The organism is Rhodopseudomonas sp. WA056 (genome assembly GCF_010906995.1).
GTDB classification, from domain to species: domain Bacteria; phylum Pseudomonadota; class Alphaproteobacteria; order Rhizobiales; family Xanthobacteraceae; genus Rhodopseudomonas; species Rhodopseudomonas palustris_G.
Genome location: NZ_QPFS01000005.1, coordinates 27,704 through 53,255 on the forward strand (window position 1 = coordinate 27,704; position 25,552 = coordinate 53,255).

Sequence of the window (25,552 nt, forward strand, 5' to 3'; positions counted from 1 at the left end):
CTCAGCTCCATCTAGCTCTATGCGTGATGGCTCCGAACGTCGATCGCTCCATAGGCGGCGTTCATCGCGCGTCTCTGCCGTCGGCCACGCGCCGCTCCGGCAATAGCGAGCGACCGATGCGAGGCTCCGTCCAGACAAGCCTGGAACTCGGCAATGCTGGGATGTGCAAACAGATCCGTTACCGGAAATCGCAGGCCGGTCGCAGCCTGAATCCGCTCGTGCGCTGCAATCATCTGAAGCGAGGTGGCGCCTAGATCAAAGAGGTTCGACCTGGCGTCGACCGCCCGGCCGAGCAACGCGGCCCAGATTTCCCCGACAATCGATCCGACACCGACGTCCGAGAATTCCTCGTAGCCGGCATCTCCGTGCAGTTGCTCGGCCTCGATCAGGTCTTTCAGCAGCTTCGTTCTGTCGATCTTTCCGTTCTTGTTCAGCGGCAACTCATCCACGATCCTGATCGTCGACGGAATCGCCTGGACGGGCAACTGGTCCTTGAGCCTGCGGATGACGCCGGCCTCCAGATCACCGCCGGCGTCGCCCGACCGCGGCTTCAGGAAAGCGACAATTCGCTTCACGTCGCCTCGATCGGAGGAGAGCACGACAGCCGCGTCAGCCAGCACCGGATCCTGCCGTAACGCCTGCTCCACGCCGTCGAGTTCGATGCGAACGCCGTTGACCTTCACCTGCCGATCCCGCCGCCCGCGGAATTCGATGGCACCGTCGCTCCGACGACGCACGTAGTCACCGGTCAGATAGAGCCGCGCCGCGGGATCGTCCGACCACGGATCGACGACAAACTTCTCCGCCGTCAGCTCCGGGCGATTGAGGTAGCCCAGCGCCAGCCCGCTGCCACCGGCGCAAAGCTGGCCATCCTCACCGTCCGGAACGGGCTCCAACGTGTCGGACAGGATGCGCACATCCGTCCCGGAAATTGGGAAGCCGATCGGGACCGGTCCGTCACCCCAACCGGCACGCGGGACCGAATAGCAGCACGTAAACGTGGTGTTCTCGGTGGGGCCATAGCCGTTGACGATCGCGCAATCCGGCAGCAATGCCATCGCACGACGAACATGCGCCGGCGAAAGAACGTCGCCACCAGCCAGCAGGGTCGTCAGGCCCGACAACGCATCGGGCCGCTCGTCGACCATCACATGAAACAGACCGGCCGTGAACCAGGCCGCATTCACCGAGAAGCGCTTCAGCGTCTCAGCAATCCGATCGACCGACAGCACCGCATCTTCGACAATGACGACCTGTCCGCCGTTCAGGAGCGGCCCCCAAATCTCCAACGTCGATGCATCGAACGCCAATGGCGCCGCGTGCAGCATCACGGTCGCCGGCGACAGCGTCATGAAATCCGCATCGACGACCAGCCTGACAATGGCGCGATGTGGCACCACAACGCCTTTAGGCCGTCCGGTGGACCCCGAGGTGAACATCACATAGGCCGGCAACGACGGCATCAGTCCAAGGGACAACGGCTCGACGGACTCCTGTCGGGCGGCATTCAATTCGTCACCAAGGCGGCGCTGTTCGATCCCGTCGATCGGAAGCGCTTGCTGCTCCGTCAATATCAGCGCCGGCCGAGCGTCCAGAATGGCGCTGTTGATCGCTTCCAGTCCCTGCCCGAGGTCGAGGGGCATATAGACTCCGCCCGCCTTCAAGATCGCAGTCATGCCAATCAGCGTATCGATCGAACGGCCGGTCAGCAGCACCACGATCGCGCCGACCTCCACGCCTCTTTTGACAAGCAATCGTGCCAATTGGTTCGACCGGAAATCGAGTTCGGCGAACGTGATTTGTCCACGCTCGGAATTTGCCGCAACGGCCTCTGGAAAACGCCTGGCAATTCGCTGAAGGATCTCGGGAACGGTGCCGTGCGGCGCCGCGCCGCTGCCAGACCCCTCTTTGATAACTACGGTCCTCGCCATGACTACCCCTACCCTTGCCAGCGACTAACCGCAATCTACGTTGCAGATTAAGCTTACTCTTAACCCGTGAGTAAGTGAAAGCACTAACGTACACGGATTGCGCAAGTCCGCTCGTTATCGGCATCATCCTCCGCTGACGGGCCGCGGCGTTGACCTATATGTCAACGCGCCGCCGCCTTTCGTCATGCCGCACCATGATGAGGCCGCAGCCGTCACCCCAAACATCACTTCTTGAAACACTGCCATTGTGGATAGAAGTCATTGCGGGATCTGAGCTTCACACGCGCCGCCATTCAACCATCGACGAGATCGCCCGACCCGAACTTTTGAAAGCGAGTAACTCTTACTTGAAAGGTTCTGAAAAACCTACAATGATGATCCGCAGTGCGACGGCTCGCCGTCGCGGATTTCGATGGACTTCACTGCGCCGCGATCACGACACTTTAAGAAACACGTTGAACGCCGAAACTTTCAACCTCGAACGCATCATCGTCAACGATCACTGGGTATCGAGCAATGTCATTGCAATCGCTCGGAGACCGCCTTGATGCAAGTGCCGGACGCCCTTCCGGCTTCGACTATATGAAGGTCTCGCTCGCCGTGATGGTGATCGCGACGCACAGCGTTCTGACGAGCTATGGACAGGCCGCGGACGCGGCGATGTGGGATACGCCGGCGCGTCCATTTCTCCGCTCGGTACTTCCGATGTTCTTCGGAGTCAGCGGGTTCCTGGTCGCCGCCAGCCTCGACCGCTGCAAGACCCTCATCAAATTCTTCGGCCTTCGGGCAATCAGGATATTTCCGGCCCTCGCCGTCGAAGTCCTGCTATCCGCCTTCCTCATCGGACCGATGCTGACGACGCTGGCATTGAGCGACTATTTCACGGACAAATTGTTCTTTCTCTACCTCCTCAACGCAATTGGCGAGATCCACTACCTCCTTCCGGGCGTCTTTCACGACAACCCCAAGCCGGATATCGTGAATGCTCAGCTTTGGACTGTCCCTTACGAATTGTACACCTACGGGGCGATCGGGCTCTTGGCGCTGGCCGGCGTACAGCGATATCGCATCTTGGCGCCGGTCGCGGTCGTTGGCCTGATCCTGTTTCACTTCGTGGCCCGGCTGTGGTGGCACGACTGGCAATACCTGCCGTTCAACGGCAACCTGCCCGGCTTCACCTTGATGATCTCTGGGATCGTCGGGCTATCGCTCTACTACTACCGCTACGAGATCCCGTGGCGATGGTCCGTGTTTTGGTGCGCCACGGTCGTCGCTCTCCTCGGGATGTATTCCCGTTACGGCGGTGAGTATTTCGGCGCGCTGGTCGTTCCCTACGTCGCGATCTTCCTCGGCCTTACGACGCCGCGGCGCCTCGCGATCGTTCGCGATCGCGATTACTCGTACGGGATGTACCTATATGGATTTGTGATCCAACAGACCTTTGCGGCCACGATTCCGGCCGGCCGTATCTGGTGGGTCAATATCCTGGTGTGCGTTCCGGCCGCGGCGATCCTCGCTGCAATGTCATGGCACTTTGTCGAACGCCCTGCTCAAAACTTGAAATCCTTGGTCAGTTCTCTCGAGGCACAGTATCTCAGGATCATGCGCCGCCCGGCGGTGGCTTCCGGCAGTGTTTCCGTACGAGCGGATGCCTGACAAATCGGCCCGGCGGGCCCTTGGCGTCCACTGCCGGCGCGTCCATGAACCGGCGCGCCATCGAGCTGATGGGGTGAGACAAGACAGAATGGCGTCCGACGACCCCCGTCCTGGTCTGACCTTATCGATTTTTCACCGGGTCCGCCGCCAGGCCCGCCGGTCGGCTCCCATCGTGCTGACGGCAGTCGTGCTCGCCGGGAGCGCTGCCCTCCATCATCCAAGAGCCGTCGCCGCGGATGCCCTCGGTGATCGCACGACGCGAACGACCAGTCCTTGGGGCGTCGCCACCGGCGCCGAATGGCTTGATGACCACCCGCGTTTCAATCCGATCCTTGCAAAGGCCGGCGTGACATGGCTCCGCGCTTTTCACGAATGGCAGTCGATTCAGCCGAACCGAGGTACATGGAACTGGGCTCCGTCGGATCGGCTGGTCAACGATGCCACCGCCAACGGCCTCGGCCTTCTGTATCCGCTCGCCTACCTGGCGCCCTGGGCTTCGGCCGATGGAGGCACGCGCGCTTTTCCGATCAAGGATATCCAGTACTGGCGAGACTACGTCGGCGCTGTGGTCGAGCGCTATCATCGATCGGTGAAACATTGGGAGGTCTGGAACGAGTTCAATGGCAGTTTTGCCATTAACGGAAATCCGTCCTCATACGCGGATTTGGTCAGGGAGGCATCGATTGCAGCAAAGCGGATCGATCCCTCGGCACGGGTCGGCCTCAGCGTCGCGAATTTCGACGTCAGCTTCCTGGAACGTACCATCGAAGCTGGTGCAGCCGGTCATTTCGACTTCATCTGTATCCATCCCTATGAGAAGCTCGATCTGCTCGAGAGCGGAAGCGAAGTCGAGTTCATGGCGATGGCGTCGACGCTGCGTCGGATGCTCGCCTCTCACAATCTCGACAGCTCACTCCCGCTGTGGATATCGGAAATCGGCGCAGTCGCGAACACCGAGGCCAAGTCCGAAGCGAGCCAAGCGCGGCTGCTGACCAAAGCCTACATTCTGGGACTCGCATCGGGTTTCGAGAAGATATTCTGGTTCGAGGCGCGCGGCCCAGCCTATCGCGATCAGGCCGATCATGGATTGCTCAGGTCGGACTATTCTCCCCGCCCGGCATTGGACGCCCTTGCGACGCTGATCGGTCTATTGGGCGACCACCCCACCTACGTCGGATGGGTGCGAGCGGGGCAACAAGGTCTCGGCTTCGTCTTCGAAGGCCGATCAGGTTTCGTGATGGTAGCCTGGAATAGCTCGGAGAAGACTGCCGAAATGACCTTCCAGTCGCCGGTTCTGGTCACGCGTACCGACGGCTCGGAGGCCTCCCTGGATGCCGGCCAGCCCCTTCGCTTGTCGCCCACCCCCGTGCTGGTTTCGAAGCTTCCCGACGCCATCGTACAGCAGGCAAAGCGAAGCCGCGATCTGCCGATGCTGCAAGATCGCGACTATTCGATTGTCGACGCCGTCACGATCTCTCTTCGGGAAACCAATCGCGGTGACGGAATCCAGCAGATCAATCCGCAAACCACCAAGGTCTTTCAGGACGAGAGTTCGACGTCGCGGCGGCTGGATTTTACAGTCGCGAACAACGAAGGTCGCTACGCCTATTTCTCGGTTTCTCCGCAATTTGTTCCGTGGGGTACCCGGCGGCTGCAAATCACCGCAACCGTCAAACGGCTGCCGGGAAGCCCGAAGGCTGGATTCAGTTTGGACTACGAATCCCAGGGCGGCTACGTCAACGCCCAGTATCGCGAGATACCCAACCAGGCGGATTGGCAGGAAATGACATGGACCATCGACGACGCGAACTTTGTCGGTCAGTGGGGGTGGCACTTTCGACTGAACGCAATTGCCTCTCCCAGCGAATTCTTGATCAAGGACATTCGCGTTGCCAGACGGCCATGACATGAGCCTCCGATCGGACCATTGTCGCGCACCGATCGGCCCAGGACTGAACTGAGCTGCGCATGTTTGGTCACGCGGAGCTCGTCGATTGCAGCTTCATGCGACCACTCGGCAGTCCTATCGGTATTTTCTCCATCTGCGGCGATCCCGTTGCCGGCGCCGAGGATCTCATCCGCGAAATCTACTATTGGTGGGTTGGATTTGACACGCTGGGGCTCTATGGCGACGACCTTGCTATTTTGGACGTCGTCGCCCCGCCGAACGGATTCGCTTCGGAGTCCGCAGACCCGCAACAGATGCCCGGCATCGGCCCGGACCGATAGGCTGATGATATGCACGTCGAGAACCTTGCGCATTTCGGCTCCGAAACTCGTTTTGAGGCCGACCTGGTCATTATCGGAGGCGGACCGGCCGGTCTCACGGTCGCGCGCGAATTGCGGGGCGCACCGCTACGCATCCTGATCGTCGAGAGCGGCCTGCTCGAGGAGGCCCCTGAGGCAAGCGAACTTTCGACGCTGGAAAGCGTCGGCGAGCCGAGCGGCCCGCACCAGATCCGAAAGAGGATTGCGTTTCACGGCGCCAATTGCCGATCCTGGAGCCAGGAGCAGCAACCCTATGGCGTCCGCTGTCGCGCGCTCGGTGGCTCGACACATGCATGGGCCGGGAAATCGGCTGCTTTCGATGGCATCGATTTTCGGGAGCGGGCGTGGGTCCCGCATTCCGGCTGGCCGATCGATAGAGCGAGCCTCGATCCGTTTCTCGAACGCGCAGCCGACATTCTGAACCTCGGACCGAACCGCTACGACGATACTCTTTGGACTCTTCTCGGCATTTCTCCTCCCGAGCCCCAGTTCGTCGCCCACGGACTTCGGTCGTTCTTTTGGCAGTTCTCGCGATCCCGGATCGACCCGCTCGATATCATGCGGTTCGGCGCCGACTTTCTAAAGCTCGACGCAGACAACATTCGCGTTCTCCTCAACGCGACCGTGACGCGCCTGGATCTGAGCCAGGAGGGAGACGCGTTTCGCGGACTGGAGATCGCCACGACCGATGGGCAGCGTCATACGGTGCACGCAAGGGCAGCCGTGGTGGCCGGCGGTGGTATCGAAAATGCGCGCCTTCTGCTCGCATCCAATACGATCCACCCCAACGGGGTTGGAAATCGGCACGATCTGGTCGGACGCTTCTTGATGGATCATGCCGGGGCGCGGATAGCCAGGTTCGGGGAATCGAACGCGACCCAGGTGATGCGGCGTTTTGGATTTTACGGCCTCCGCAATCGCGGCCGGACCTCCATGTACATGCATGGCCTCGCGATCACCCCCGAGATTCAGGAGCGCGAGCAGCTTCTGAACTCCGCTATCTATTTCATGCCGGAACATGCCGCGGACGACCCTTGGGATGCGGTCAAGCGCCTGCTCACCGGCAGGAGCAAGAGACGGGTCACGGATGCGATCCGGGCCATCGCCGGTGCCGGCCTCCTCGGCAAGGGCGCCGCCATGAAGCTGCTGTCGAGCGACCGGCTGCCGGTCGCCGCCAAGGACTTCATCGTCCAGACCGCCATTCGCTACATGCCAAACGTGGCGGCAGACGATTTCCTCAGTCGTGGCGTGCCCCACAAGGTGACGGACGTATGGATCGACGCCATATCCGAGCAGCGGCCTGATCCGGACAGTCGTATCACCCTGTCAGAGACGACGGACAGGTTGGGCGTCCCGCTTCCGAGGGTCGACTGGAGGATCAACGCCGACGAGCGCCGCACGATCATGCGGCTCGGCCACATCGTGGAGTCGGCCTTCGCGCAAGTGCAGTTCCCGAAGCCCATTCTCGAACCATGGGTCGCGGAAGGCGCGTTCAACGATGCCGTTATCATCGACATGGCTCACAGCATGGGCACGACCCGAATGTCGGCGTCGGCGCGATCGGGCGTGGTCGACGAACACTGCCAGGTGCACGGCGTCCGCGACCTCTACGTTGCCGGCAGTTCGATCTTTCCGACGAGTGGTCATGCCAATCCGACTCTTATGATCGTCGCCTTTGCGGTTCGTCTCGCCGACCGGATCCGACAAACCCTAGTATGATGTGCGTCCCGCGGATCGTCTCGCCGCCGCGACCACGCCGAAGCCGGGTTCAAGCGCCAAACCGGTGTTCGCCCTCACTCGCGATAGCGCATCGCGCTTTGCACAGGCCAGGGCAGCAAAGATGAAGAACGGCAGCCCGAGGTCCGTCAGCGCACCCGCCAGAACCTGCGTCACCAGCATTGCCGCACACGTAACCTTGGCCGCCTTTCTGTATCCGTCATCTCGCGTGTCCACGCCGTTGTCGTCTCGCGCCAAGAAGACCGACAGGAAAAACCCGATAAACAGGACGCTTCCGATTACCCCAAGACTGGCAAGCACCGCAATCGGGAAGCTCGACGCTCGCATGCTCCCGTTGCCGACGCCAAATCCGAACGTGTCGACGAAGTTCTCGAGCCCTTGTCTATTCCACAGCGATCTCTCCACGCCCGACGAACTCGAGAGCTTGTTGAACACCAGCTCGTTGAGAATGTTCGCCACATAGCTCGACGCACGATCGTCGGCGAGAATTCCCAGAATGATGAAGGCCACCACGAACGGCGCTCCGGCCAACAAGACCATCGATTCAGTTCGCAAGGCGCCGGAGACCGATGCGGAGACGATCTGGAAATAGAAGATGCCCAACACCGCGGCTAGCCCGATATAGGCCGTCGACGATTTCGACATCAGCACCGCGCCGAGCGACAGCACAGCCAGCACGAGCGACAGTCGTCGGTAGACACCGCAAAGCCATAGCTGGAACGTGAAGGCAAAGAACGCGACCGTCATCGATCCAAACGAGGACGCCTCGGTGAAGGAGCCGACCAGTCGCTTCGACCCCGCAAGCTCCACTTCGGTCAAAAGCCCGTAGGAGGCGTTCCGGATGAACGACAGGATTTCAGTCGTGTTGGAATAATACGTGGCGAGGTCGAGGACTGCGAAGACAAGGTTGGCGGCGACGCACAGCATCGCGGCGCTCCCCAACTGAATTCTTCCCCGATAGGAGGTCGCGACCGCCAGAATCAAAGCAAAGCAGACGAGATCTCCGACGAGATAGACCGACTGCGTGAAATTCGACGTCGCGGGCTGAAGGACCACCATGTAGCCGGTCGTTCGCACCGGATAGACGAACGTCTCCCCGGCAAACAACCTCGGCATGAAATAGGCCGAGACCAAGCAGTCCACCACGATCAGGGCCAGCCAGAACCCGGGTGTTCCTATCGCCACGGACTCGGCCACCCGCCCCCGGCAAGCCGGCTCAGACAGAAGCCGGATCGTCAGAAACCCCAACAGCAGATGCGACGGCGTTACGTTGGTGCCTCCCAGGCTCGGAAGCGTGAAGGCCGCTGCCGCGCCGAGAAGGATCGAGCATACGAATGCGTGAATGATGAACGATACCGGCCTGAAGAGGCTGATCACGCCGAGAGCCAGCGTGATCATTCCGATGACTTCGATCGTCATGCTGCTGCCCCGGAGCCTTTCTCTTGCCGCCCGCGGCCGGAGCTCCTCGACGCCTCAGGCCGAACCGAAGTTTCTCGCTTTGCTCAAATCTGTCAACGTCTCCTTCAAACTAGCGATGTCCTTCGCGGCCTCGCGCCGCGTCCCCCCTCGCCGCTGATCGGACCGCCGTCCCGACGCGGCACTTGACCACGTACGCCAATGGCGCCGTCCCGGCTAGGCTATCCGGAAGCGACAAGTAGCGCAGACCACCGTCGTTTTCGAATATTAGGACCAACGTACCGCCTACTCATCCGCGTCCGCGTGGCCGGGCTGGTAGACGCCGTTGTACCCACTTCATTGGGAAGCCCGTGAATTTACCATTGTGCCAAACAAGCAAAGCCCGGCATTCTGATTGCCCCTACAGTTGTCTTGACACTATCTGCCGCCATCGGCAGATCGCTAGTGGGGCCAGGACACGAGAGGCCTGGAGATCGTATTAGGTGAGCCCATTGTCCTTTCGTCGGCTGACGATCAACGGGAAATTCCTGACAGCGCGACCTACCGGTGTCCACAGGGTCGCCGATCAGCTCATTCGCCAGATCGTGTCGAACCGGGACGCCCTGGACGGTGTATTTCGGTCTCCCCCCACGATCCTCGCCCCCAAATCCGCACCAGACGGGACACAAGGCGTTCACGTCGAGCGCTGTGGCCGCTTGAGCGGGCAGCTATGGGAGCAGATGGACCTGCCGCGGGCCGCACAGCCAGATCTGCTGCTCAACCTGTGCAATCTGGGACCTGTCGCGCTCGGCAACGCGATCACCATGATCCATGATGCACAGGTCTTCATCACGCCGCAGTCCTATTCGTTCGCCTTTCGAACATGGTACAAGGCCGTCCTGCCTTTGATCGGACGAAGACATCGTCGTATTCTGACGGTGTCCCGTTTCTCGGCCGAACAATTGGTGCGCGCCGGCGTTGCGGCCGCTGACCGCATCTCCGTCGTTCACAACGGGGTCGATCACGTCCTGCACTATCCGCGGACGCCGGAGATCGTCGATCGGCTTTTCCTCGAACGGCAACGCTTCGTCGTCGCGCTGTCCTCCATTCAAGCGCACAAGAACATCAAGATCCTGCTCGATGCTTTTTCCGGCCCGGAGCTCGGCGACATCAAGCTCGTCTTGTTCGGCGGACACGATCGACGCGACTTCGAGAGGTTGTCCCTGAACGTTCCTGCCAATGTGGTCTTCGCAGGCCCCGTGACCGACGGTGAACTGCGGTCGCTTCTCGAAGCTGCGCTGTGTGTGGCTTTTCCGTCCACCACGGAAGGATTTGGCCTTCCTCCGCTGGAGGGAATGGCTCTGGGATGTCCGGCAATCGTAGCTCCCTGCGGTGCGCTTCCCGAGGTCGCCGGGCGAGGCGCGATCTACGCTGCGGCCGACAGCCCCGGAGAATGGGTCGAAGCGATCAGATCGCTCGCGGCTTCACAGCAATTCTGGGGCGAGCGCTCGGCCGAGGGCGTGGCGCAGGCGGCGAATTTCACATGGCGGAAAGCAGGTACGGATCTCTGCGATGTCATTCGACTCGTCGCCGAAGGCAGATAGCGAAAGCCGAGTTGGAGGGCGAATGGGGGCAAGCAGAATTGCGGTGGTCGTCGCCAGCACCGGCCGGCCCGAGGAACTCGGGCGCTGGAGGGACCACATTCTCCGGCAGACTCTCCAGCCCAGCCGGTTCGTCTTCGCGGTCGTGAAGCCGTCCGATCTTCCGCCCGCGGAATCGCTTCTTCCCTTCGCCGAGATTCTCTATTGCAGTCCAGGACTGCCCGTGCAGCGCAATGCTGCGCTGGAGCTGCTTCTCGGTTCGGCGGACATCATCGCGTTCTTCGACGACGATTACGTACCGTCGGCCTACTGCATCGAGGGAATCGAGCACTTCTTCCGGCAGCATCCTGCGGTGGTGGCCGTGAATGGACTTCTTCTGGCGGACGGGATCAACAGCGCCGGAATTCCTTATGAAGAGGCCATCTCACTTGTCGACGCCAACGATCGCAACGGCATGCCCGAGGCGAAGGTGGTCTGTTCGCTCGATGGGCTGTACGGCTGCAATATGGTGTATCGCAGCGCTGCAATCGGCGCCGAGCGTTTCGACGAGAACCTGCCGCTCTACGCCTGGCAGGAGGATATCGACTTTGCCGCGCGTGTCGGCCGCCGAGGGAGCCTCGCCTTGACGACGGCATTCGCCGGGGTTCACCAAGGTGTCAAAGCCGCACGTCTGGCGGGCGTGCGCCTCGGTTACTCGCAGATCGTCAACCCCGTGTACCTGATGAAGAAGGGAACGCTGTCGATCAGAGCCGGCATCCGGCTGATCGCGCGCAATCTGCTGATGAACCATGCCCGCGCCTTCAAGCCCGAGCCGTGGATCGATCGTAGAGGACGCTGCAAGGGAAACTGGATCGGGATCCTCGACTTGGTGATCGGACGAGATCACCCGAAGAACATCCTGTCCATTCGCCAGTGACCACCGACAGTTCATTCTATGCCTCCGGCGCGACCGAGCCGGCAACGGTGATCGTCCGAGGCGATCCTGTCGGTCGCAGCTTTCGAACATGCTACTTGATCGCACGCCTCGCCAACGATCGAAGGAGATCCAAGATCTTCGCTTCGGCGCCTGCTGGGCGCCCGGCGACAAGCCACAGCGCCAGGACGGCACCGGCATAGATTGCCCCGGCCAACACGACGACTCCCATCAGCTTCGCAGCCATCAGGACGATCTGCGGCTCGTGTTCCAGGTCACGAATGAGCGGATAAACCGCCGCCGCCATCAATCCCCCCGCAACCATCGAGCGCCAATGCTCCGCGAGCTGCCGCCACACGGCCCAGCCGATCTTTTGCTGAACCGCCCGCATGGAAACCGCTGTCACGAATATCGCGATCACCATCCTCATCGCAACGGCCCCTTCCATCCCGAACAGCCAGATCGCGACCAGCAGTATCGGGATCTTGAAGAGCAATTCCGACAGCGCGATCGGAAACAGCTCCTGTGTGCGATTCAGCGACATCAACAGCGGCGACAGCGGCGCAACGAAGAGTGAGGGAATAATCGACAATGCCATGAACGCGACGATCGGCGAGATCACGATCCACTGCTCGCCCAACACCAGGCGGATCAACGGATCCGCCGTCAATGCAAGTCCAATCAAAACCGGAAGGCCGACGCAGACGATCATTGCTGCGCTCGCTCGATATGCATCCTTCACTCGATCCATGTTGTCGCGGATCAGCGAAAACGCCACGGTGAGCGGATTGAGAAGCTGGATGATGATCACCTGGGTCGGCAACGACGCCAGGTTCGACGCCATGGAGAACCGGCCGAGATCTTGACGGCTCACCATCCGCCCCAGCATCAACTGATCGATCTGCCAGTTCATGGCGCCGACCAGTTGATTGATCGTGGACCACCGCACGAAAGCCGAAAACTCGCTCCATTCCGCCAGCGACAACCGCGGTTTGTACGGAAACGCGATGTGGCTGGCGACAGCCATTGTGAGCGGCGTCGCGATCGTCCCCACGGCGATCGCCCAATACGAGCCTGTGCACCAGGCGATCGCCACCGACAAAACGAGCGACGTCAGCTTGCCCGTCGCCTCGAGAACGACGATCGGCCGATAGTCCATGCGACGGGTGAACTCGGTGATCCGGGGGCTTCCCAGACTCCGGACCGCCGGCGCCACGCCGAGCGCAGAGATGAGCCAGACGAGCCTTTCATCCCGATACAGCTCGGCGATCGGCCACGACAGCGCGATCACGACCGCCATCAACACGCAAGACCTGAGCAGTCCCACGGTGAAGGCGGTGTCGTAGTGTCGCTTGGTCGGGCTCATCACCCTGACGAGAGCCACGCTGATCGGGATTTCCATGACCGCTTCGACGATGAAGATCACGGACATCGCAATCGCGATGATGCCGAAGTCGGTCGGCGTCAGAAGTCGCCCCAGAAGACTTAAAGTGATCAGATCAATGCACTTGGTGATCAAGCGCGAGGCCACCAGCAGACCGGCACTCGCAGCGGTTCGCGCACCGACCGGCGCGTCAGAGTTAATCTCGGACCCCATCACCCACCAGACATCAAGCCCGCGACGCGCCGCCGGCAAACGGGGGGCGCATCCATCATCGCGCTGCGCACGCGCCGCGTCACGATCACATAGCCTCGCCACGAGGCAAACCGGACGGAACGGCGCCCTCTCCCGGCCATCGGCGTCACGACCGCAATTCCCCCACCGGACGCTCCCTGTGAGCCGGCCCAGCCACAAACGGCTTGACGGCCCGGCTCAGAGGTCGCTCGACAGCCGCCCAGCCGACAACCCCGGACGCGACGACCAGGACGGTCAGGATCACGACATTGAGGTCGAACGGCAAGGTTCCGAAGCCGAGGCGGGACATCATGAAGCCCCAGATCGGCAGGGCGAACACCTGAAACAGGTAGATTGAATACGACGCGTCGCCCAACACCGCAGCCAGTCGCCGCGCTCGCCCCTGGCCCAAATCGAGGTTGGTCGCGGCGACGACGATCCCCGCTGCCGGGATTCCCCAAAGAGCGAACCGGCCAGCGCCCTGCTCGTCAGGCGTCCAATGGACAGTCGCCAACAGAACAGCCAACGACACCGCCGCCACCATCCAGGCGGCCTGAGCCGACAGCCGGCCTCCGCTGAGCCTCCAATAGGCGATCCCGATCCCCAGGAGAAATTCCAGCAGCAGCCAACTCGTGACGAACTTCGCCCAAGGCAGCGCCGGAGACAAGACCACACCGAGACCGACCAGAACAGTGAACGCCGTGATCAGCGATCGTAGCGCCAGCGCGCGCGGAAACATCAGCAGCAGACCGAACACGAGATAGAAGAACATCTCGTAATTGAGCGTCCACCCCACGCCGATGACAGGAGACAGCTCCCGTCCGGGAGCTGGAATTGGCAGGAACAGGTACGAGCCGACGATCCACGCCGGGTCCGCCGCCGCATAGTGCGTCGTGAACACTCCCGGCGAGAGGACCGTGACCGCCACCGCTACGGTGGTCAGCAACCAATACAGCGGCACTATTCTGGCGATACGCTTTCTGAAGAACCCGGACACCGCCCCCGGCCGGGCGAAATCGTTCCGATGCACGTACAGCATCACGAAGCCGGAGATCACGAAGAACAGATCGACTCCCGCATCGCCTACCCTGACTTGACCAGAACTTTCGCCAAACAGGTGCGAGCCAGCTATCCCCTCCGGGAAAATGTAGCCGATCCTCGTCGTCGCGTGGGTGAACACCACGGCGGTCGCCGCGAATGCGCGAAGCAGTTGAATCGCGTCGATCCGCCCTCTGTTGACATTTACATCAACAGACGCCGTCACCCCTGCCTCCTCTCGGGACAGACACCCATGATCACACCGCATCCTTCCGGCTGCTCACAAGACGACGCTGGCTTCTCTCCATGACTCCATGCTGATCTTGTTCAGCCCCTTCCGCAACAAGCATCTCGGCGAATGACCGCGAGATTTCGCCAGATATGACGGCGTGTTGCGCGCTACGCCCGCACCTTTGAGGCGAACGCGCACAAGGGCGATCGGTGGTGCGGGCCGACCGCTACGGCGCGGCAATGTCCCCGGCACTGACGACCGGAGCTCCATCGTTTGTCGCCCCGAACAGAGACGCCGTCCTCCAAGCAGCGGAGGGGTGTTGACCAGATTGGGTAAAGACGGTTTGCTTGCTGATCACGCGCTTCCGTTACAGCACCGCGCGCCGACGAACCGGATCACCGATTCAGTATGTTTGGTTCGATCACTTGCTGATCGCCCATTGCTTCGGTACTTACAACGGATAAACTTCGGACTAAATGCAACGAATTGGGGTCCTCGAATGCCGCGCGTTGGATTCTCGGAGTGGCTCGCGTTAACAAAGGTGGTCGCTCGCGGTCAGCTCTTGCGTTACCGCGGGGGCGAGCAAGGCTACACGACCCAATTCGAGCAGAACCTCGAGAAGCAAATCGGCGTCAAGCACGCGCTCACGGTGAACAGCGGAACGAGCGCTCTGATCTCCGCGTTGGCCGCAGCGGGCATCGGCCCCGGTGACGAAGTGCTCGTGCCCGCCTACACCTGGGTGGCGACGGCCATCGCGCCGCTGATGGTCGGCGCGGTTCCGATCGTTGTCGACGTCAACGAGAGCCTGACGATCGACCCGGAGGACATCAAGCGCAAGATCACCCCCTACACCAAGGCGATCATGCCGGTTCACATGCTCAATCTCGTGTGTGACATGGACGCCATCGTCGCGATCGCTCGCGAGCATCGACTGAAGATCATCGAAGATGCGTGCCAGGCGGTCGGGCTCGTATACAAGGGGCGCCGCGTCGGCACGATCGGCGACGCCGGCGCATACAGCTTCAATCAGTTCAAGAACCTCAATTCCGGCGAGGGAGGAGCGGTCCTCACCAATGACGACCGTCTTTTCACCCGTGCGCGAATGTACCACGATGCCGGCAGCTATACGCGCGAGTACTCTTACGAATCCAACGAAGCGCCGTTCACCGGCATGAATTTCAAGGTCTCGGAGCTTACCGGCGCGGTCCTCTATGCCCAGTTGCCCAAGCTCGACCCTCTGATTTCGCGCCTGCGTGCGCGCTACCCCATCATGGTGAAGCACCTGTCTCAGACCGACAAACTCCGGATCTCACCGCACAATGACCCCGAGAACGCCGCCGGGCTGACCGTCATTCTCGATACTGCCGATGACGCAAAGAAATTCGCACAGAACCGCGGCGTCGACCGGCTGATCGACACCGGCCGGCACGTCTACACCAATTGGCGTCCGATCATGACTCAGCGTACTTTCGACGACCGGATGAATCCATGGAAATGGGCAAAGCGAGACATCCAATACTCGGAAGACATGTGCAGCCGCACGCTCGATATCCTGTCTCGGACCTGCCGCGTCTCTCTTGGCCCGCAATTTCCGATACCGTTCATGGAATGGCGGGGCCGATCCCTCCTGAAGACCCTGTCGTAGGAAGGCGTGCGGGCGGCTCCGCCCGGTTCGCCATTCTTCGAGGTCACGCCGATTGCTCTGAAATCAAAGCCACAGGCAATGAACCCATCGGTCAAAGTCGTCGTCTTGAGCTTACAGACTGCCGCCGAACGCAGAAGCCAGATGACCGCCATGCTCGGCAACACGTCGCTGGACTGGCAATATTTCGATGCCCACACATCGTTGATGTGCCCCGGCCTGCATTGCGACAACGCCGAGCTGCCACGACACTTCGGGCGCAAGCTCTCCCCTCCCGAGATTGCCGTCTGTTCGAGCCACGCCGCAATCCTCAGCGACTTTGTCGACAGCAACCAGGCCGATTACATCCTGGTTCTCGAAGACGACGTCATCTTCGATACCGATTTTCCGCTCGACCGGTTCTGTGCTTTCTGTGCCAGTAACGGCCTCGAATACGTCCGGCTGTTCGGCAAGCATTACGCCAAGGCCGTGCATCTCGGTTTCTTCTACGAGAGGTCGATCGTCCGCTTCACCACCAGCCCCGCCGGCACCCAAGCGTATCTGATGTCGCGCATGGCGGCCCGGCGCTTCCTCGAGAGTTACCGATCGATCCGAGCCACCATTGATCTGGCCATGGATTCGTTCTGGATCACGCGGCTACCGATCTATTCGATCTTCCCCTACCCGATCATCGAACGGTTTTCGCCGACTTCGATCCCGATGCCTGCGCACACGGTGGAAGTTCGGGGATTGGACCGTCTGGTCTGGCAGGGCGCTCGGGTCATCAACAAGGCTCGGAAGATTCGGACGAATGTCAGGCTTCGCAAGAGCGACGAGAGTTTGCGGCAGCGCCATTGGCAGTTTCGGCAGATCGGACGGACGGATTTGGAGAATTGCCGCGATCGATGATCCAGCCGCCCTAATTGGAGTGGACCCCGTTGAAGGTCGCAATCGTACACTACTGGTTCGTCGGAATGCGCGGCGGCGAAAAGGTGATCGAGGCTCTCTGCGAATTGTACCCGCAGGCCGATATCTTCACGCACGTCTTCGTCCCCGACGCGGTGAGCGACAGAATCCGTCGCCATCGCGTGACGACGTCGTTCATCAATTCACTTCCCCGCGCCAGCTCGATGTACAAATCGTACCTGCCGCTGATGCCATTGGCTCTCGAGCATCTCGATTTGAACGGTTACGACCTGATCATCAGCAGCGAATCCGGTCCCGCCAAGGGGATCGTCGCGCCGCCGAACGCACTGCACGTGTGTTATTGCCATACGCCGATGCGATACATCTGGAACATGTATCACGAGTATCGCAACGGCGCCGGCCGGATCACCAAGTTGCTGATGCCGCCCCTGGCTCACTATCTCCGGATGTGGGACGTTTCGACCGCAACTCGCGTCGACAGCTTTATCGCGAACTCGGCCACTGTCGCAGAGCGGATCCGGCGATATTATCGTCGAGAGTCCGTGGTCATTCACCCGCCCGTCGACACCGCGGCATTCGCACCGGTCCAGCCGTCGCAACTGGGTGACTATTACCTGATGGCCGGCGAACTCGTCGCCTATAAGCGACCGGACCTGGCGGTCCACGCATTCAACCAGATCGGCCGCAAACTGGTCGTGATCGGCGGCGGAGAGATGCTCAACGAGTTGAAGCGGATCGCCGGACCGAACGTGACCATCATGGGATCACAGCCTTTCGACGTCTTGAGAGATCACTACACGCACTGCCGCGCGCTGATTTTCCCCGGCGAGGAAGATTTCGGCATGGTGCCGGTGGAAGCGATGGCCGCCGGGCGCCCGGTCATTGCGTTCGGAAAAGGGGGAGCAACCGAGACTGTCGTGCCGGGACTCTCCGGGGTGTTCTTTCAGTCACAGGAGGTCGACCAGATCCGATCGGCGATCCTTCAGCTCGATGGCATGGAGATCGACCCGGTCAGGATTTCCAATCATGCCGCTGGATTCGGCAGGGAGGCGTTCTTTGCCGGAATCCGCTCGCACATCGACCAGTTGTTCGCCGCAAAGGCCGAGGCAGCCAGCCGCACCGGAGGCTAGCCCGTCGCCAACATCGAGAGCGTCTGGCGATCGACCACCAGGCACGTCAGGCGCCCCGTGACGAAGGCGCCGGTATCGATATTGATTCTGTTCGACCGAACGTCGATCCGCTGGACGGGCGTATGGCCGTGAACGATCAGCTTCTCGAAATTCACCGCGGTGGACAGGAATTCATCGCGTATCCAGAGGAGATCACGTTCGTTTTGATCGGACAACGCGACCCCCGGCTTCACACCGGCATGGGCGAAGAAGACGTTGCCGCAAGAGAACGTGCTCTGCAGTCCGTTGAAAAATCGACGATGCGCCTCTGGAAGACTTTCCCGAAAGGCCGACTGCAACTCCGTGACACCCGACTCGGACAGAACCTTCTTCGGCTCTATGCCGTAGGACACCAAGGTCTCGAGACCGCCCAGGCGCCGCATCCAGTTCTCGAAGATGGCCTGATCGGTCAGGCATTTGATCGCGACGGCCTCATGGTTGCCGCGGAGAAACACCAGCTCTCGTTCGCGCGACCTGCGGATGAGGCTATCGACGACATCCCGGGATTTCGGACCGCGATCGATGTAGTCGCCCAGAAACACGCAGACGGAACGAACGACAGGCCGCTTGGCCAAGTCGTCGTCGATCAGCCGGAACAGCCGCTCCATCAGATCGGCCCGGCCGTGCACGTCACCGATCGCATAGATCCGCAATCCATCGGGCAGAAACGGCAGCCAGCGCTCAAAGTTCGCTGAACCAATATCCTGTTCGGTTTTACCACCCCATCTGCTCACGGCGCTTTAGCCTTCTTCCCACAGGTACCGCTACTCGGATTCAACATGTCCTCCTGTTCGCCTCGTGTGACATACATGTCAACACGAAGGAAATTCCTTATCTTTCATAACCATACTGGGATCGATCGCGAACCGCCTTGTTGATGACAATCAACTATAACGCCCGACCGTTGTTGAACCTACGCGTCGTTTAATGTATCTAAAAACTACAAAATTTATATTCATAAACAGTACCTTGGAGTCGTCAGATGGCGAGCGGGCTGGGTCGCATAGCGCTTTTAGCGGCTGTTACGTCCATTCCTTTCTATAGCTGGTCGGCAAACGCCGCCTGTATCAATCCGCCCCTCTCAGATCAGGCGATCGCACAGTTCAGAGCAAATCCGAAAGCGTTACTCAATCCCACGACCGATGGTCGCGCGGTGGAAACGGCCGTTCGAGATCTGGTCGGGACAAACGCGACACTGGCCTCGGACATCGTGAAGTTAGCAGCGGGTGCACCGTCGCGGCTCAAGACGGCGATCGCGGCCGGTCTGGCACAGGCGGCCACCGCTTGCACGACGATGGACGCTCAAGCCGCGATGCTGATCCAGCAAGCCGTCGCCGCGCTCCCGGATGGTGAATTCCAGGCGACGTTCGCGGCGATCGCTGGTGATCTTTCGACCGCGGCCACAGCCGCTGCGGCCACCTCCGCGAGCAGCTCGACGGGAAGCGTCATCGTCAACAACCCGAACCGTTCCGGGCGCGCGACGCTGAACCCCGGCGGCGGCGGCGGGGTTACTCTCCTCACGCAGATTACATCCGGCGGCCGCGCCATCGTCGCCGTCGAAGAAACCGCGAGCGACCCAAAATCAGTTACTGCCGGCGGGTCCGTCAGCGCCACGCGCTGAGCCCCGCCTGTCAGGTGCATTCTCCGTGTCAACGCCGATGACGGTTTAGGACTGCCGTATGAACTTCGCCGGTCAGCCTCTGCAAGACGGTAGCCTGCCTCGTATCGGCACCGGCAAGGACGCGCTCTCCCTGCTGGATGTCAGCGATTTCGTCGCCCGACACTGGCGTTTCATCGGTCTGGTGACGGTGTTCGTGATCGCGCTTGCGCTCGCCTATTTGGCGGTCGCGCCGTCCAGATACACCGCCCAGACCGACATGATCATCGACACCAAACGGGTCACCTGGACTCAGTCGGAGTTCGCGACCGAGAACCGGATGGTCGAGGACGCGTCGGTCGAGAGCGAGATCGAAACGACGAAATCGGAGAAGGTCGCCCTGCAGGTCATTCGGAAGCTCCGCTTGACCGAGGATCCGGAATTCATCGGATCCGGGACCGGACTTCGCAACCGGCTTTACGAGCTTCTGAACCTCGATCCGCCGATTTCGCCCCAGGTCACGCCCAGTCAACTCGAAGCACGCGCGCTGAGCCGGGTGAAGGACAACCTCAAGGTGATCCGGCTCGGGCGATCCTACATCGAGCAGATCTCGTTCACGTCGCTGGTCCCGGAGAAAGCGGCGACGATCGCCAACGCCTTTGCGGACGCCTACATCGAGGATCAGATCCAGGCGAAATTCGAGGCGACCCGACGCGCGAGCGAGTGGCTGCAGCAGAGGATCGGAGAACTGCGCCAGCAGGCCAGCGACGCCTATCGGGCGGTGCAGGACTTCAAGTCGACCAACTCCATCATCGTGAACGGCGACGGCAAGCTCGCAAGCGACCTGGAGCTCGATCAGCTCGGAATCTCGCTTGCAAAGGCCCGCGCCGAAACCAGCCAAGCCAGAGCCAAGCTCGAACGGATCACCCGGGTTCTCGAACTGCGCCAACAGAAGGGAAGCACCGAGATTCCCGATCCGGTCGTCACCGACGCGCTCAGCAACCCGGTCATCACGCGGCTGCGTCAGCAATATCTCGACAACCAGAGCAAGGAAGCCGAATGGAGCTCGCGCTACGGGCCTGATCATCAGGCCGCACGCAATCTCCGATCGGAGATGGCCAACGTTCGGCAGGCGATCTGGGACGAAGTCAGCCGAATCGCCGAGAGTTACCAAAGCGAAGTCCAGATCGCGAAGACGCAGGAAGAGTCGATCGACAAACGGATGATCGAGGTCTTTCAATCGTCGACCGGGACACGCCAGGCACAGGTGCATCTCAAGGAGCTCGAAACCGCGGCCACCACCTACCGCGGCATCTACGAGACCTTCCTGACCCGCTTCACCCAATCGGTTCAGCAGCAATCGTTCCCGTCGACCGAGGCACGCGTCGTCACGCTGGCTTCGCCGCCGCTCGTCCGCAGTTCGCCGAAGACCAACTTGACCCTCGCCCTCGCCACCGTGTCGGGCTTGGCGTTGGGCATCCTCGCCGCCTTCGCGCGAGATCGGATGAGCCGCCGGATCCACACCCGCGCTCAACTCGAGACGATCCTGGGCACCAGTTGCCTTGCGATCATCCCGTCCTTCGAAGATCCGGCGCTCGCCTCCCAGACCGCCACCGGCTCGTCCCGGCTCTCCCGTATGGCGAGACATCTCGTGCGCAAGCGAGATCCCGCATCCGGTCAGCCTCGTGCGAAGAGTTCGGCAAACTCCGCCGCCTTCGAGAAAATCAACGACGTCGCGCCGTTCTCGGCCACCGCCGAAGCCCTCCGCCATATCAAGGTTGCGATCGACCTGAGCCCCGGCGGCGGACGCGTGATCGGCATCGTGTCCGCCCGCCCCGGCGAGGGCAAGACGACCATCTGCGCGAGCTTCGCGGCATTTTTGTCCAAGAGCGGCGCGCGAACCCTGCTGATCGACGGAGATCTACGGAATCCGTCGCTGAGCAGGACGCTCGGGTACAAGAACAAGCGCGGACTTCTCGAGCTCGTCGCAGATCAGCTTCAATTGAGCGACCTGGTCGTTACCGACCCGGTTTACAAATTCGACTTTCTACCGTCGGCCACCGAAATGAAGCCGATCAACAGCGCGGACGTGCTCACCTCCCCCTCCGTGAAGCGGATGTTGAAGTCGGCAGCAGGCAATTACGAATACATCATTGTCGATCTCCCCCCCATTCTTCCGGTGGTGGACGTGAAGGCCGCCGCACACCTGTTCGACGCGTTCATCCTGGTTGTCGAATGGGGGGCGACCATGAGCGACGAAGTCCGCAGCGCGGTCGGCGTCTCCCGTTCCCTGTCGGAGCGACTGCTGGGAGCGGTCCTCAACAAGACCGACGAAGACGTCATGCGCCGCCTCGAGGGCTACTCGTATCGCAGTCACAATTATTACTACTACGGTGCCCCCAAACACGAAAACGATCAGACAGCAAGCTGATGCCTCTGGACGCTCGTCGGCTGACGACGATCAAGTTCGTATCCTCTGCGATTGGCGTGATCGGTCTCGTCTGGGCGATGGCGACGTTTCACCGCGCGATGGCGATCGATCGCTTCGAGGAATTCACCGACCATCTTCTGCGCTTCGAGACGTTCGACGGCACCGTCAGCTCGACGGCTCTGAAGAGCCGATCGGCCCATGCACTCGATGCCTGCGACACCCGCGCGCAGCGAGCGCTGATCATGCTCGAGATCCCACTCGCCGACGCGGCGCTCAGGACCGGGGCGACGCGCGAATTCGACACGAGGAGCGCAGACCTCAGAACCCGCGCCTACCAGATACTCTCTTGCGCTCCGACCGAGTCTTTTGCCTGGCTGGTTCTGTTTGGGCTTGCGGTACAGGATGGGCGGCTCGACCCCGGCGCTTTCGACTTGCTCGATCGCTCGTACGACACGTCTCCGCGAGAAGCCTGGCTCGCCGTTCGAAGGATCGCGATTGCAGCCCCCGTCGCCTCACTCGCACCGGAAGCAACACGCGGCAAGATCGCTTCCGAATTCCGCCGACTTCTGCTGGACGGATACGTCGAGTTGCCGGCGCAATCCTATGCGAGATCTCACCAGGGCGTGAGAGAGCTTCTGGACGCCGAGATCCAGCAGCTCGACGTCCGCACTCAATCGCGCTTCAAGGCCGCGGTCGCCAAGCTCCTGCGTTGAGCACCGCTACGACGCGGCAGCAGAAGCATCGAGAGCAGACCTCGTGCAGGCGACGCGAGATCGTCCCCGATCGGGGCGACGGCTTTCCAGCGTCGCATGGCGCGTACACCGGACGGCTGCTCGTCGCCTCTCCCAGGACAGCACGACTGCGATCACGTTGACGAAACGACGGCCGATTCCCCGCAGCGAGCTACACAAGGACGGCGCGCGGCTGTTACTTAGCTCCCTCCCCGACGCCGCGCCGCGAGGCTCGAATCGACAATCGTTCGGAGCGCGGCCGCAAAGCCCGCGACGACTCGGAAACCGTCAGAACACTGACTTGCGTCGCGCACCTCTTTCGTGTCGCACGACCGCGTCACGAATTCACGCGACATCCGCGTAATGCCTGCGCCAGAGCCACTTCTGTGACGAGCAGAAAATCCGACGACGCCCGAAACGTCTTTGCGGGAGCAACCCAAGAAATCACCGGCGCGATTTGTTGCTCTATATGTCAACGGCGCGATTTATCTTAACGCGAACTTGCACGCGCAATGGTGCGATCAACAGTTTATTCACCAACCGCAATTTGATAGACATTCAATTCAATAACGCTTTGAGCGACAGTTCATCTGGACATCTACGGGCAGCCTGAGAGTGCGACGATGGATGGATTGCTGAGAACCGATACCGAGATCGATCTGGCCGACAGGAGTCGGCCGACTCCCGTCGGATGCACGTCGAAGAGAGTCCTCGACCTTCTGTTGGCGCTTTCAGGCTTGGTGATTTTGGCTCCGCTGTTACTTCTGTGCTACCTCGCGACGATGATCGCATCTCCCGGGCCGGCGATGTTTCGCCACAGGCGGGTCGGCTTCAACGGACAGACATTTGATTGCCTCAAATTTCGGACGATGGCCGTCGACGCCAACGAGCGGCTTCAACGATTGCTGGAGAGCGACCCGGAGGCCGCCGAGGAATGGAGGCAGACTCAGAAGCTGCGTCGCGACCCGCGCGTGACACTGGTCGGAGCGGCGCTCCGGAAGTCCAGCCTGGATGAACTCCCTCAGCTCATCAACGTGCTGAAAGGCGAAATGAGCATCGTCGGGCCCCGTCCCGTCACTGCCGAAGAGCTCAGCCGTTACGGACACTGCGCGGCTGAATATCTGGCATGTCGTCCGGGCCTGACGGGACTCTGGCAAGTCAGCGGCCGCAACACCACGACGTATGACCGTCGCGTGGCGCTCGACTCGTACTATGCGAACAACTGGTCCCACCGCCTCGACTTGCGGATCATCCTGGTGACCATACCGACACTCCTCACCGCATACGGCGCGTATTGAGCCGACGGCGGCGAGGCGTCCTGCGTCATGAACCCGGTGCGCAACTTGAACGACAAAGGGTCAACCCAACAGTCAACTCGCCGAGAACCACGACGTGAGCACAGATCTGATCACCCATGCAAAGCGGAAGAGCGTGTTCAGGGCTCTGGTCGCGCTCAACGCAGCCACCTTGTTGGCGTGGATGGGACTGCTGGTCATCGGCCTGGGATTCTGGCTGCAAAACATCGCCACGGCCGTTTGGGTTTTCATGTTCGACTAGGCGACGCTCTCTGAATTCCGATCGTCGGTGCTTGCAGCACGCATCGCCGGACCGGCGCGGCCGAGATCGAGCGGGTCCGGTAGCGGCCCGATTGTTCGCGGATATCAGCGGCGCCTGGGCTGGCTCGGCTTCGCCGCCCAACTTCCGGGGGCATCTCAGCTCCGGCCGGATAACGCCCCGGCGCACGCGGCACAGCAGACGTCTCACGCAGAACGGGAGCCGGTCTGGCCACGACGGGTTTCATGAACGAGATCGGCGAACCGTCCCATTGACCTCCAGACCGGTTGCCAGCAGGCTGGTGTCTAACCGGCCTGTTCTGGCAGCAGCACAAGCCCCGTCCGGGCCGCACTGATCGTTAACCTCAATCGGTAGCCGTTCGTTTACTCCACCGATGCATGCTCTGGAGCAGTCGTTCACGTAGAACATTCCACAATCAGTAGCTGTCGATGCTGGATAGACTGCTCAGTCCGACCCTTGCGCTGGCGGCGGCTTGCGTCGTTGTCAGCCCTTCGGTTGCGCGGCCTGCCGTGACGCGGGCCGGCGCGATCCAGGTTCTGGCTGAAGCTGCCCCGGCACTGGCTCCCTTTCAGCATGTTCGATTCTGCATGCGTTATCCTTCGGAGTGCGCTTCGGATCGCGATCAAACCGACCGCATCGATCTCTCCCCATCGGCGCTCGAACTGCTGGAAACGATCAATCGGCGCGTGAATTCGGAGATTGCGCCGGTCCGGAAGGTCTACGGCTCGGATTTGCGCATCGGGTGGACGATCGGACCGAAGGCTGGAGACTGCAACGACTACGCCGTCACCAAGAGGCATCGCCTGATCGAGAGCGGTGTGCCTGCACGGGCGCTGCGCCTGTCGGTGGTGCGGACGCCCGATCAGGTCGGGCACCTCGTGCTCCTGGTCTCGACGACGGACGGCGACCTGGTGCTCGACAATCTGGCACCATCGATCCGCTCTTGGCAGAGCACCGACTACGAATGGCTCAAGATCCAGTCGAGCGCTGATGCTCGTCTTTGGTTCGACGTCGGCAGAAGGGTCGCCGAGCCGTCGGACCGCCAAGGCCCGGTGGGACTTCAGCTCGCCGCGCAAAGAACCGCCGAGTAGCCGAGGCCGGTCTGCCGGCTGGGA

At 61.2% G+C, this 25,552-nt stretch carries 21 protein-coding genes; 16 read left to right on the forward strand and 5 right to left on the reverse strand.

Features of this window, described 5'->3' with window-relative positions:
- Positions 1–17 precede the first annotated feature (17 nt).
- On the reverse strand, positions 18–1,931 hold the full coding sequence (locus DU475_RS02165) for a non-ribosomal peptide synthetase (protein WP_142883004.1): 1,914 nt from the start codon (positions 1,929–1,931) through the stop codon (positions 18–20).
- A 149-nt stretch (positions 1,932–2,080) separates the two neighbouring features.
- On the opposite strand from DU475_RS02165, the gene DU475_RS02170 reads away from it, so the two are divergent.
- The 5 genes from DU475_RS02170 (at position 2,081) to DU475_RS02190 (ending at position 7,574) form a co-directional block, all read left to right on the forward strand.
- Positions 2,081–2,479 carry a hypothetical protein gene (locus DU475_RS02170; RefSeq protein WP_150105185.1) on the forward strand — a complete coding sequence of 133 codons (399 nt, stop codon included), beginning with the start codon at positions 2,081–2,083 and terminating at the stop codon, positions 2,477–2,479.
- Positions 2,448–3,587 carry an acyltransferase family protein gene (locus DU475_RS02175; RefSeq protein ID WP_013501796.1) on the forward strand — a complete coding sequence of 380 codons (1,140 nt, stop codon included), beginning with the start codon at positions 2,448–2,450 and terminating at the stop codon, positions 3,585–3,587. Before DU475_RS02170 ends, DU475_RS02175 begins: the two co-directional genes overlap by 32 nt.
- An 88-nt stretch (positions 3,588–3,675) precedes the next feature.
- Complete coding sequence (locus DU475_RS02180) at positions 3,676–5,493, forward strand: glycoside hydrolase 5 family protein (protein ID WP_164630413.1); 1,818 nt, start codon at positions 3,676–3,678, stop codon at positions 5,491–5,493.
- A 62-nt stretch (positions 5,494–5,555) separates the two neighbouring features.
- The gene (locus DU475_RS02185; protein WP_164630415.1) at positions 5,556–5,816 is read left to right on the forward strand and encodes a hypothetical protein; all 261 of its coding nucleotides are present in this window, start codon (positions 5,556–5,558) and stop codon (positions 5,814–5,816) included.
- A gap of 9 nt (positions 5,817–5,825) precedes the next feature.
- Positions 5,826–7,574 carry a GMC oxidoreductase gene (locus tag DU475_RS02190; protein ID WP_164630417.1) on the forward strand — a complete coding sequence of 583 codons (1,749 nt, stop codon included), beginning with the start codon at positions 5,826–5,828 and terminating at the stop codon, positions 7,572–7,574.
- Here the strand turns inward: DU475_RS02190 and DU475_RS02195 are convergent.
- The gene (locus tag DU475_RS02195; RefSeq protein ID WP_164630419.1) at positions 7,566–9,011 is read right to left on the reverse strand and encodes a hypothetical protein; all 1,446 of its coding nucleotides are present in this window, start codon (positions 9,009–9,011) and stop codon (positions 7,566–7,568) included. The two genes, DU475_RS02190 and DU475_RS02195, sit on opposite strands and share 9 nt — an antisense overlap.
- A gap of 479 nt (positions 9,012–9,490) precedes the next feature.
- On the opposite strand from DU475_RS02195, the gene DU475_RS02200 reads away from it, so the two are divergent.
- Both DU475_RS02200 and DU475_RS02205 read left to right on the forward strand, forming a co-directional pair.
- A complete protein-coding gene (locus DU475_RS02200) occupies positions 9,491–10,591 on the forward strand; it encodes a glycosyltransferase family 4 protein (RefSeq protein WP_164630421.1) in 1,101 nt (366 codons plus the stop codon).
- Between the two features lie 43 nt (positions 10,592–10,634).
- Positions 10,635–11,504, forward strand: coding sequence for a glycosyltransferase family 2 protein (locus DU475_RS02205; RefSeq protein ID WP_349644149.1), 870 nt, complete (start codon positions 10,635–10,637; stop codon positions 11,502–11,504).
- Positions 11,505–11,595: 91 nt separating this feature from the next.
- Here DU475_RS02205 and DU475_RS02210 read toward each other — a convergent pair whose 3' ends face one another.
- Both DU475_RS02210 and DU475_RS02215 read right to left on the reverse strand, forming a co-directional pair.
- Positions 11,596–13,137 (reverse strand): lipopolysaccharide biosynthesis protein, encoded by a 1,542-nt coding sequence (locus DU475_RS02210; protein ID WP_246700217.1) that lies wholly within the window; start codon positions 13,135–13,137, stop codon positions 11,596–11,598.
- A 106-nt stretch (positions 13,138–13,243) separates the two neighbouring features.
- Positions 13,244–14,380, reverse strand: a complete 1,137-nt coding sequence (locus DU475_RS02215) for an acyltransferase family protein (RefSeq protein ID WP_164630423.1) — start codon at positions 14,378–14,380, stop codon at positions 13,244–13,246.
- Between the two features lie 505 nt (positions 14,381–14,885).
- Here DU475_RS02215 and DU475_RS02220 point away from each other — a divergent pair.
- The 3 genes from DU475_RS02220 to DU475_RS02230 all read left to right on the forward strand — a co-directional run bounded on the left by DU475_RS02220 (position 14,886) and on the right by DU475_RS02230 (position 18,064).
- A complete protein-coding gene (locus DU475_RS02220; RefSeq protein ID WP_047307606.1) occupies positions 14,886–16,031 on the forward strand; it encodes a DegT/DnrJ/EryC1/StrS family aminotransferase in 1,146 nt (381 codons plus the stop codon).
- 78 nt (positions 16,032–16,109) lie between these two features.
- Positions 16,110–16,916, forward strand: coding sequence for a glycosyltransferase family 25 protein (locus DU475_RS02225; RefSeq protein WP_164630472.1), 807 nt, complete (start codon positions 16,110–16,112; stop codon positions 16,914–16,916).
- 29 nt (positions 16,917–16,945) lie between these two features.
- Complete coding sequence (locus DU475_RS02230; protein WP_164630425.1) at positions 16,946–18,064, forward strand: glycosyltransferase; 1,119 nt, start codon at positions 16,946–16,948, stop codon at positions 18,062–18,064.
- On the opposite strand, the gene DU475_RS02235 is transcribed toward DU475_RS02230, so the two are convergent.
- Complete coding sequence (locus DU475_RS02235) at positions 18,061–18,837, reverse strand: metallophosphoesterase family protein (protein WP_164630427.1); 777 nt, start codon at positions 18,835–18,837, stop codon at positions 18,061–18,063. The two genes, DU475_RS02230 and DU475_RS02235, sit on opposite strands and share 4 nt — an antisense overlap.
- Before the next feature lie 248 nt (positions 18,838–19,085).
- On the opposite strand from DU475_RS02235, the gene DU475_RS02240 reads away from it, so the two are divergent.
- From DU475_RS02240 to DU475_RS02265, 6 genes are all read left to right on the forward strand, one after another.
- The gene (locus DU475_RS02240; RefSeq protein ID WP_164630429.1) at positions 19,086–19,724 is read left to right on the forward strand and encodes a hypothetical protein; all 639 of its coding nucleotides are present in this window, start codon (positions 19,086–19,088) and stop codon (positions 19,722–19,724) included.
- A gap of 58 nt (positions 19,725–19,782) precedes the next feature.
- Positions 19,783–22,131 (forward strand): polysaccharide biosynthesis tyrosine autokinase, encoded by a 2,349-nt coding sequence (locus DU475_RS02245; RefSeq protein WP_013501782.1) that lies wholly within the window; start codon positions 19,783–19,785, stop codon positions 22,129–22,131.
- On the forward strand, positions 22,131–22,844 hold the full coding sequence (locus DU475_RS02250) for a hypothetical protein (protein ID WP_205524181.1): 714 nt from the start codon (positions 22,131–22,133) through the stop codon (positions 22,842–22,844). Before DU475_RS02245 ends, DU475_RS02250 begins: the two co-directional genes overlap by 1 nt.
- A gap of 641 nt (positions 22,845–23,485) precedes the next feature.
- Complete coding sequence (locus DU475_RS02255) at positions 23,486–24,160, forward strand: sugar transferase (protein WP_164630431.1); 675 nt, start codon at positions 23,486–23,488, stop codon at positions 24,158–24,160.
- A 94-nt stretch (positions 24,161–24,254) separates the two neighbouring features.
- The gene (locus DU475_RS02260) at positions 24,255–24,419 is read left to right on the forward strand and encodes a hypothetical protein (protein WP_155413266.1); all 165 of its coding nucleotides are present in this window, start codon (positions 24,255–24,257) and stop codon (positions 24,417–24,419) included.
- A gap of 446 nt (positions 24,420–24,865) precedes the next feature.
- Complete coding sequence (locus DU475_RS02265; protein WP_164630433.1) at positions 24,866–25,528, forward strand: transglutaminase-like cysteine peptidase; 663 nt, start codon at positions 24,866–24,868, stop codon at positions 25,526–25,528.
- Positions 25,529–25,552 lie beyond the last annotated feature (24 nt).

Bases quoted from the DNA above. Each gene is read 5' to 3' on its own strand.
- DU475_RS02165 (WP_142883004.1), bottom strand. From the start codon at position 1,931: ATGGCGAGGACCGTAGTTATCAAAGAGGGGTCTGGCAGCGGCGCGGCG.
- DU475_RS02175 (WP_013501796.1), top strand. From the start codon at position 2,448: ATGTCATTGCAATCGCTCGGAGACCGCCTTGATGCAAGTGCCGGACGC.
- DU475_RS02180 (WP_164630413.1), top strand. From the start codon at position 3,676: ATGGCGTCCGACGACCCCCGTCCTGGTCTGACCTTATCGATTTTTCAC.
- DU475_RS02185 (WP_164630415.1), top strand. From the start codon at position 5,556: ATGTTTGGTCACGCGGAGCTCGTCGATTGCAGCTTCATGCGACCACTC.
- DU475_RS02190 (WP_164630417.1), top strand. From the start codon at position 5,826: ATGCACGTCGAGAACCTTGCGCATTTCGGCTCCGAAACTCGTTTTGAG.
- DU475_RS02195 (WP_164630419.1), bottom strand. From the start codon at position 9,011: ATGACGATCGAAGTCATCGGAATGATCACGCTGGCTCTCGGCGTGATC.
- DU475_RS02220 (WP_047307606.1), top strand. From the start codon at position 14,886: ATGCCGCGCGTTGGATTCTCGGAGTGGCTCGCGTTAACAAAGGTGGTC.
- DU475_RS02225 (WP_164630472.1), top strand. From the start codon at position 16,110: ATGAACCCATCGGTCAAAGTCGTCGTCTTGAGCTTACAGACTGCCGCC.
- DU475_RS02240 (WP_164630429.1), top strand. From the start codon at position 19,086: ATGGCGAGCGGGCTGGGTCGCATAGCGCTTTTAGCGGCTGTTACGTCC.
- DU475_RS02245 (WP_013501782.1), top strand. From the start codon at position 19,783: ATGAACTTCGCCGGTCAGCCTCTGCAAGACGGTAGCCTGCCTCGTATC.
- DU475_RS02250 (WP_205524181.1), top strand. From the start codon at position 22,131: ATGCCTCTGGACGCTCGTCGGCTGACGACGATCAAGTTCGTATCCTCT.
- DU475_RS02255 (WP_164630431.1), top strand. From the start codon at position 23,486: ATGGATGGATTGCTGAGAACCGATACCGAGATCGATCTGGCCGACAGG.
- DU475_RS02265 (WP_164630433.1), top strand. From the start codon at position 24,866: ATGCTGGATAGACTGCTCAGTCCGACCCTTGCGCTGGCGGCGGCTTGC.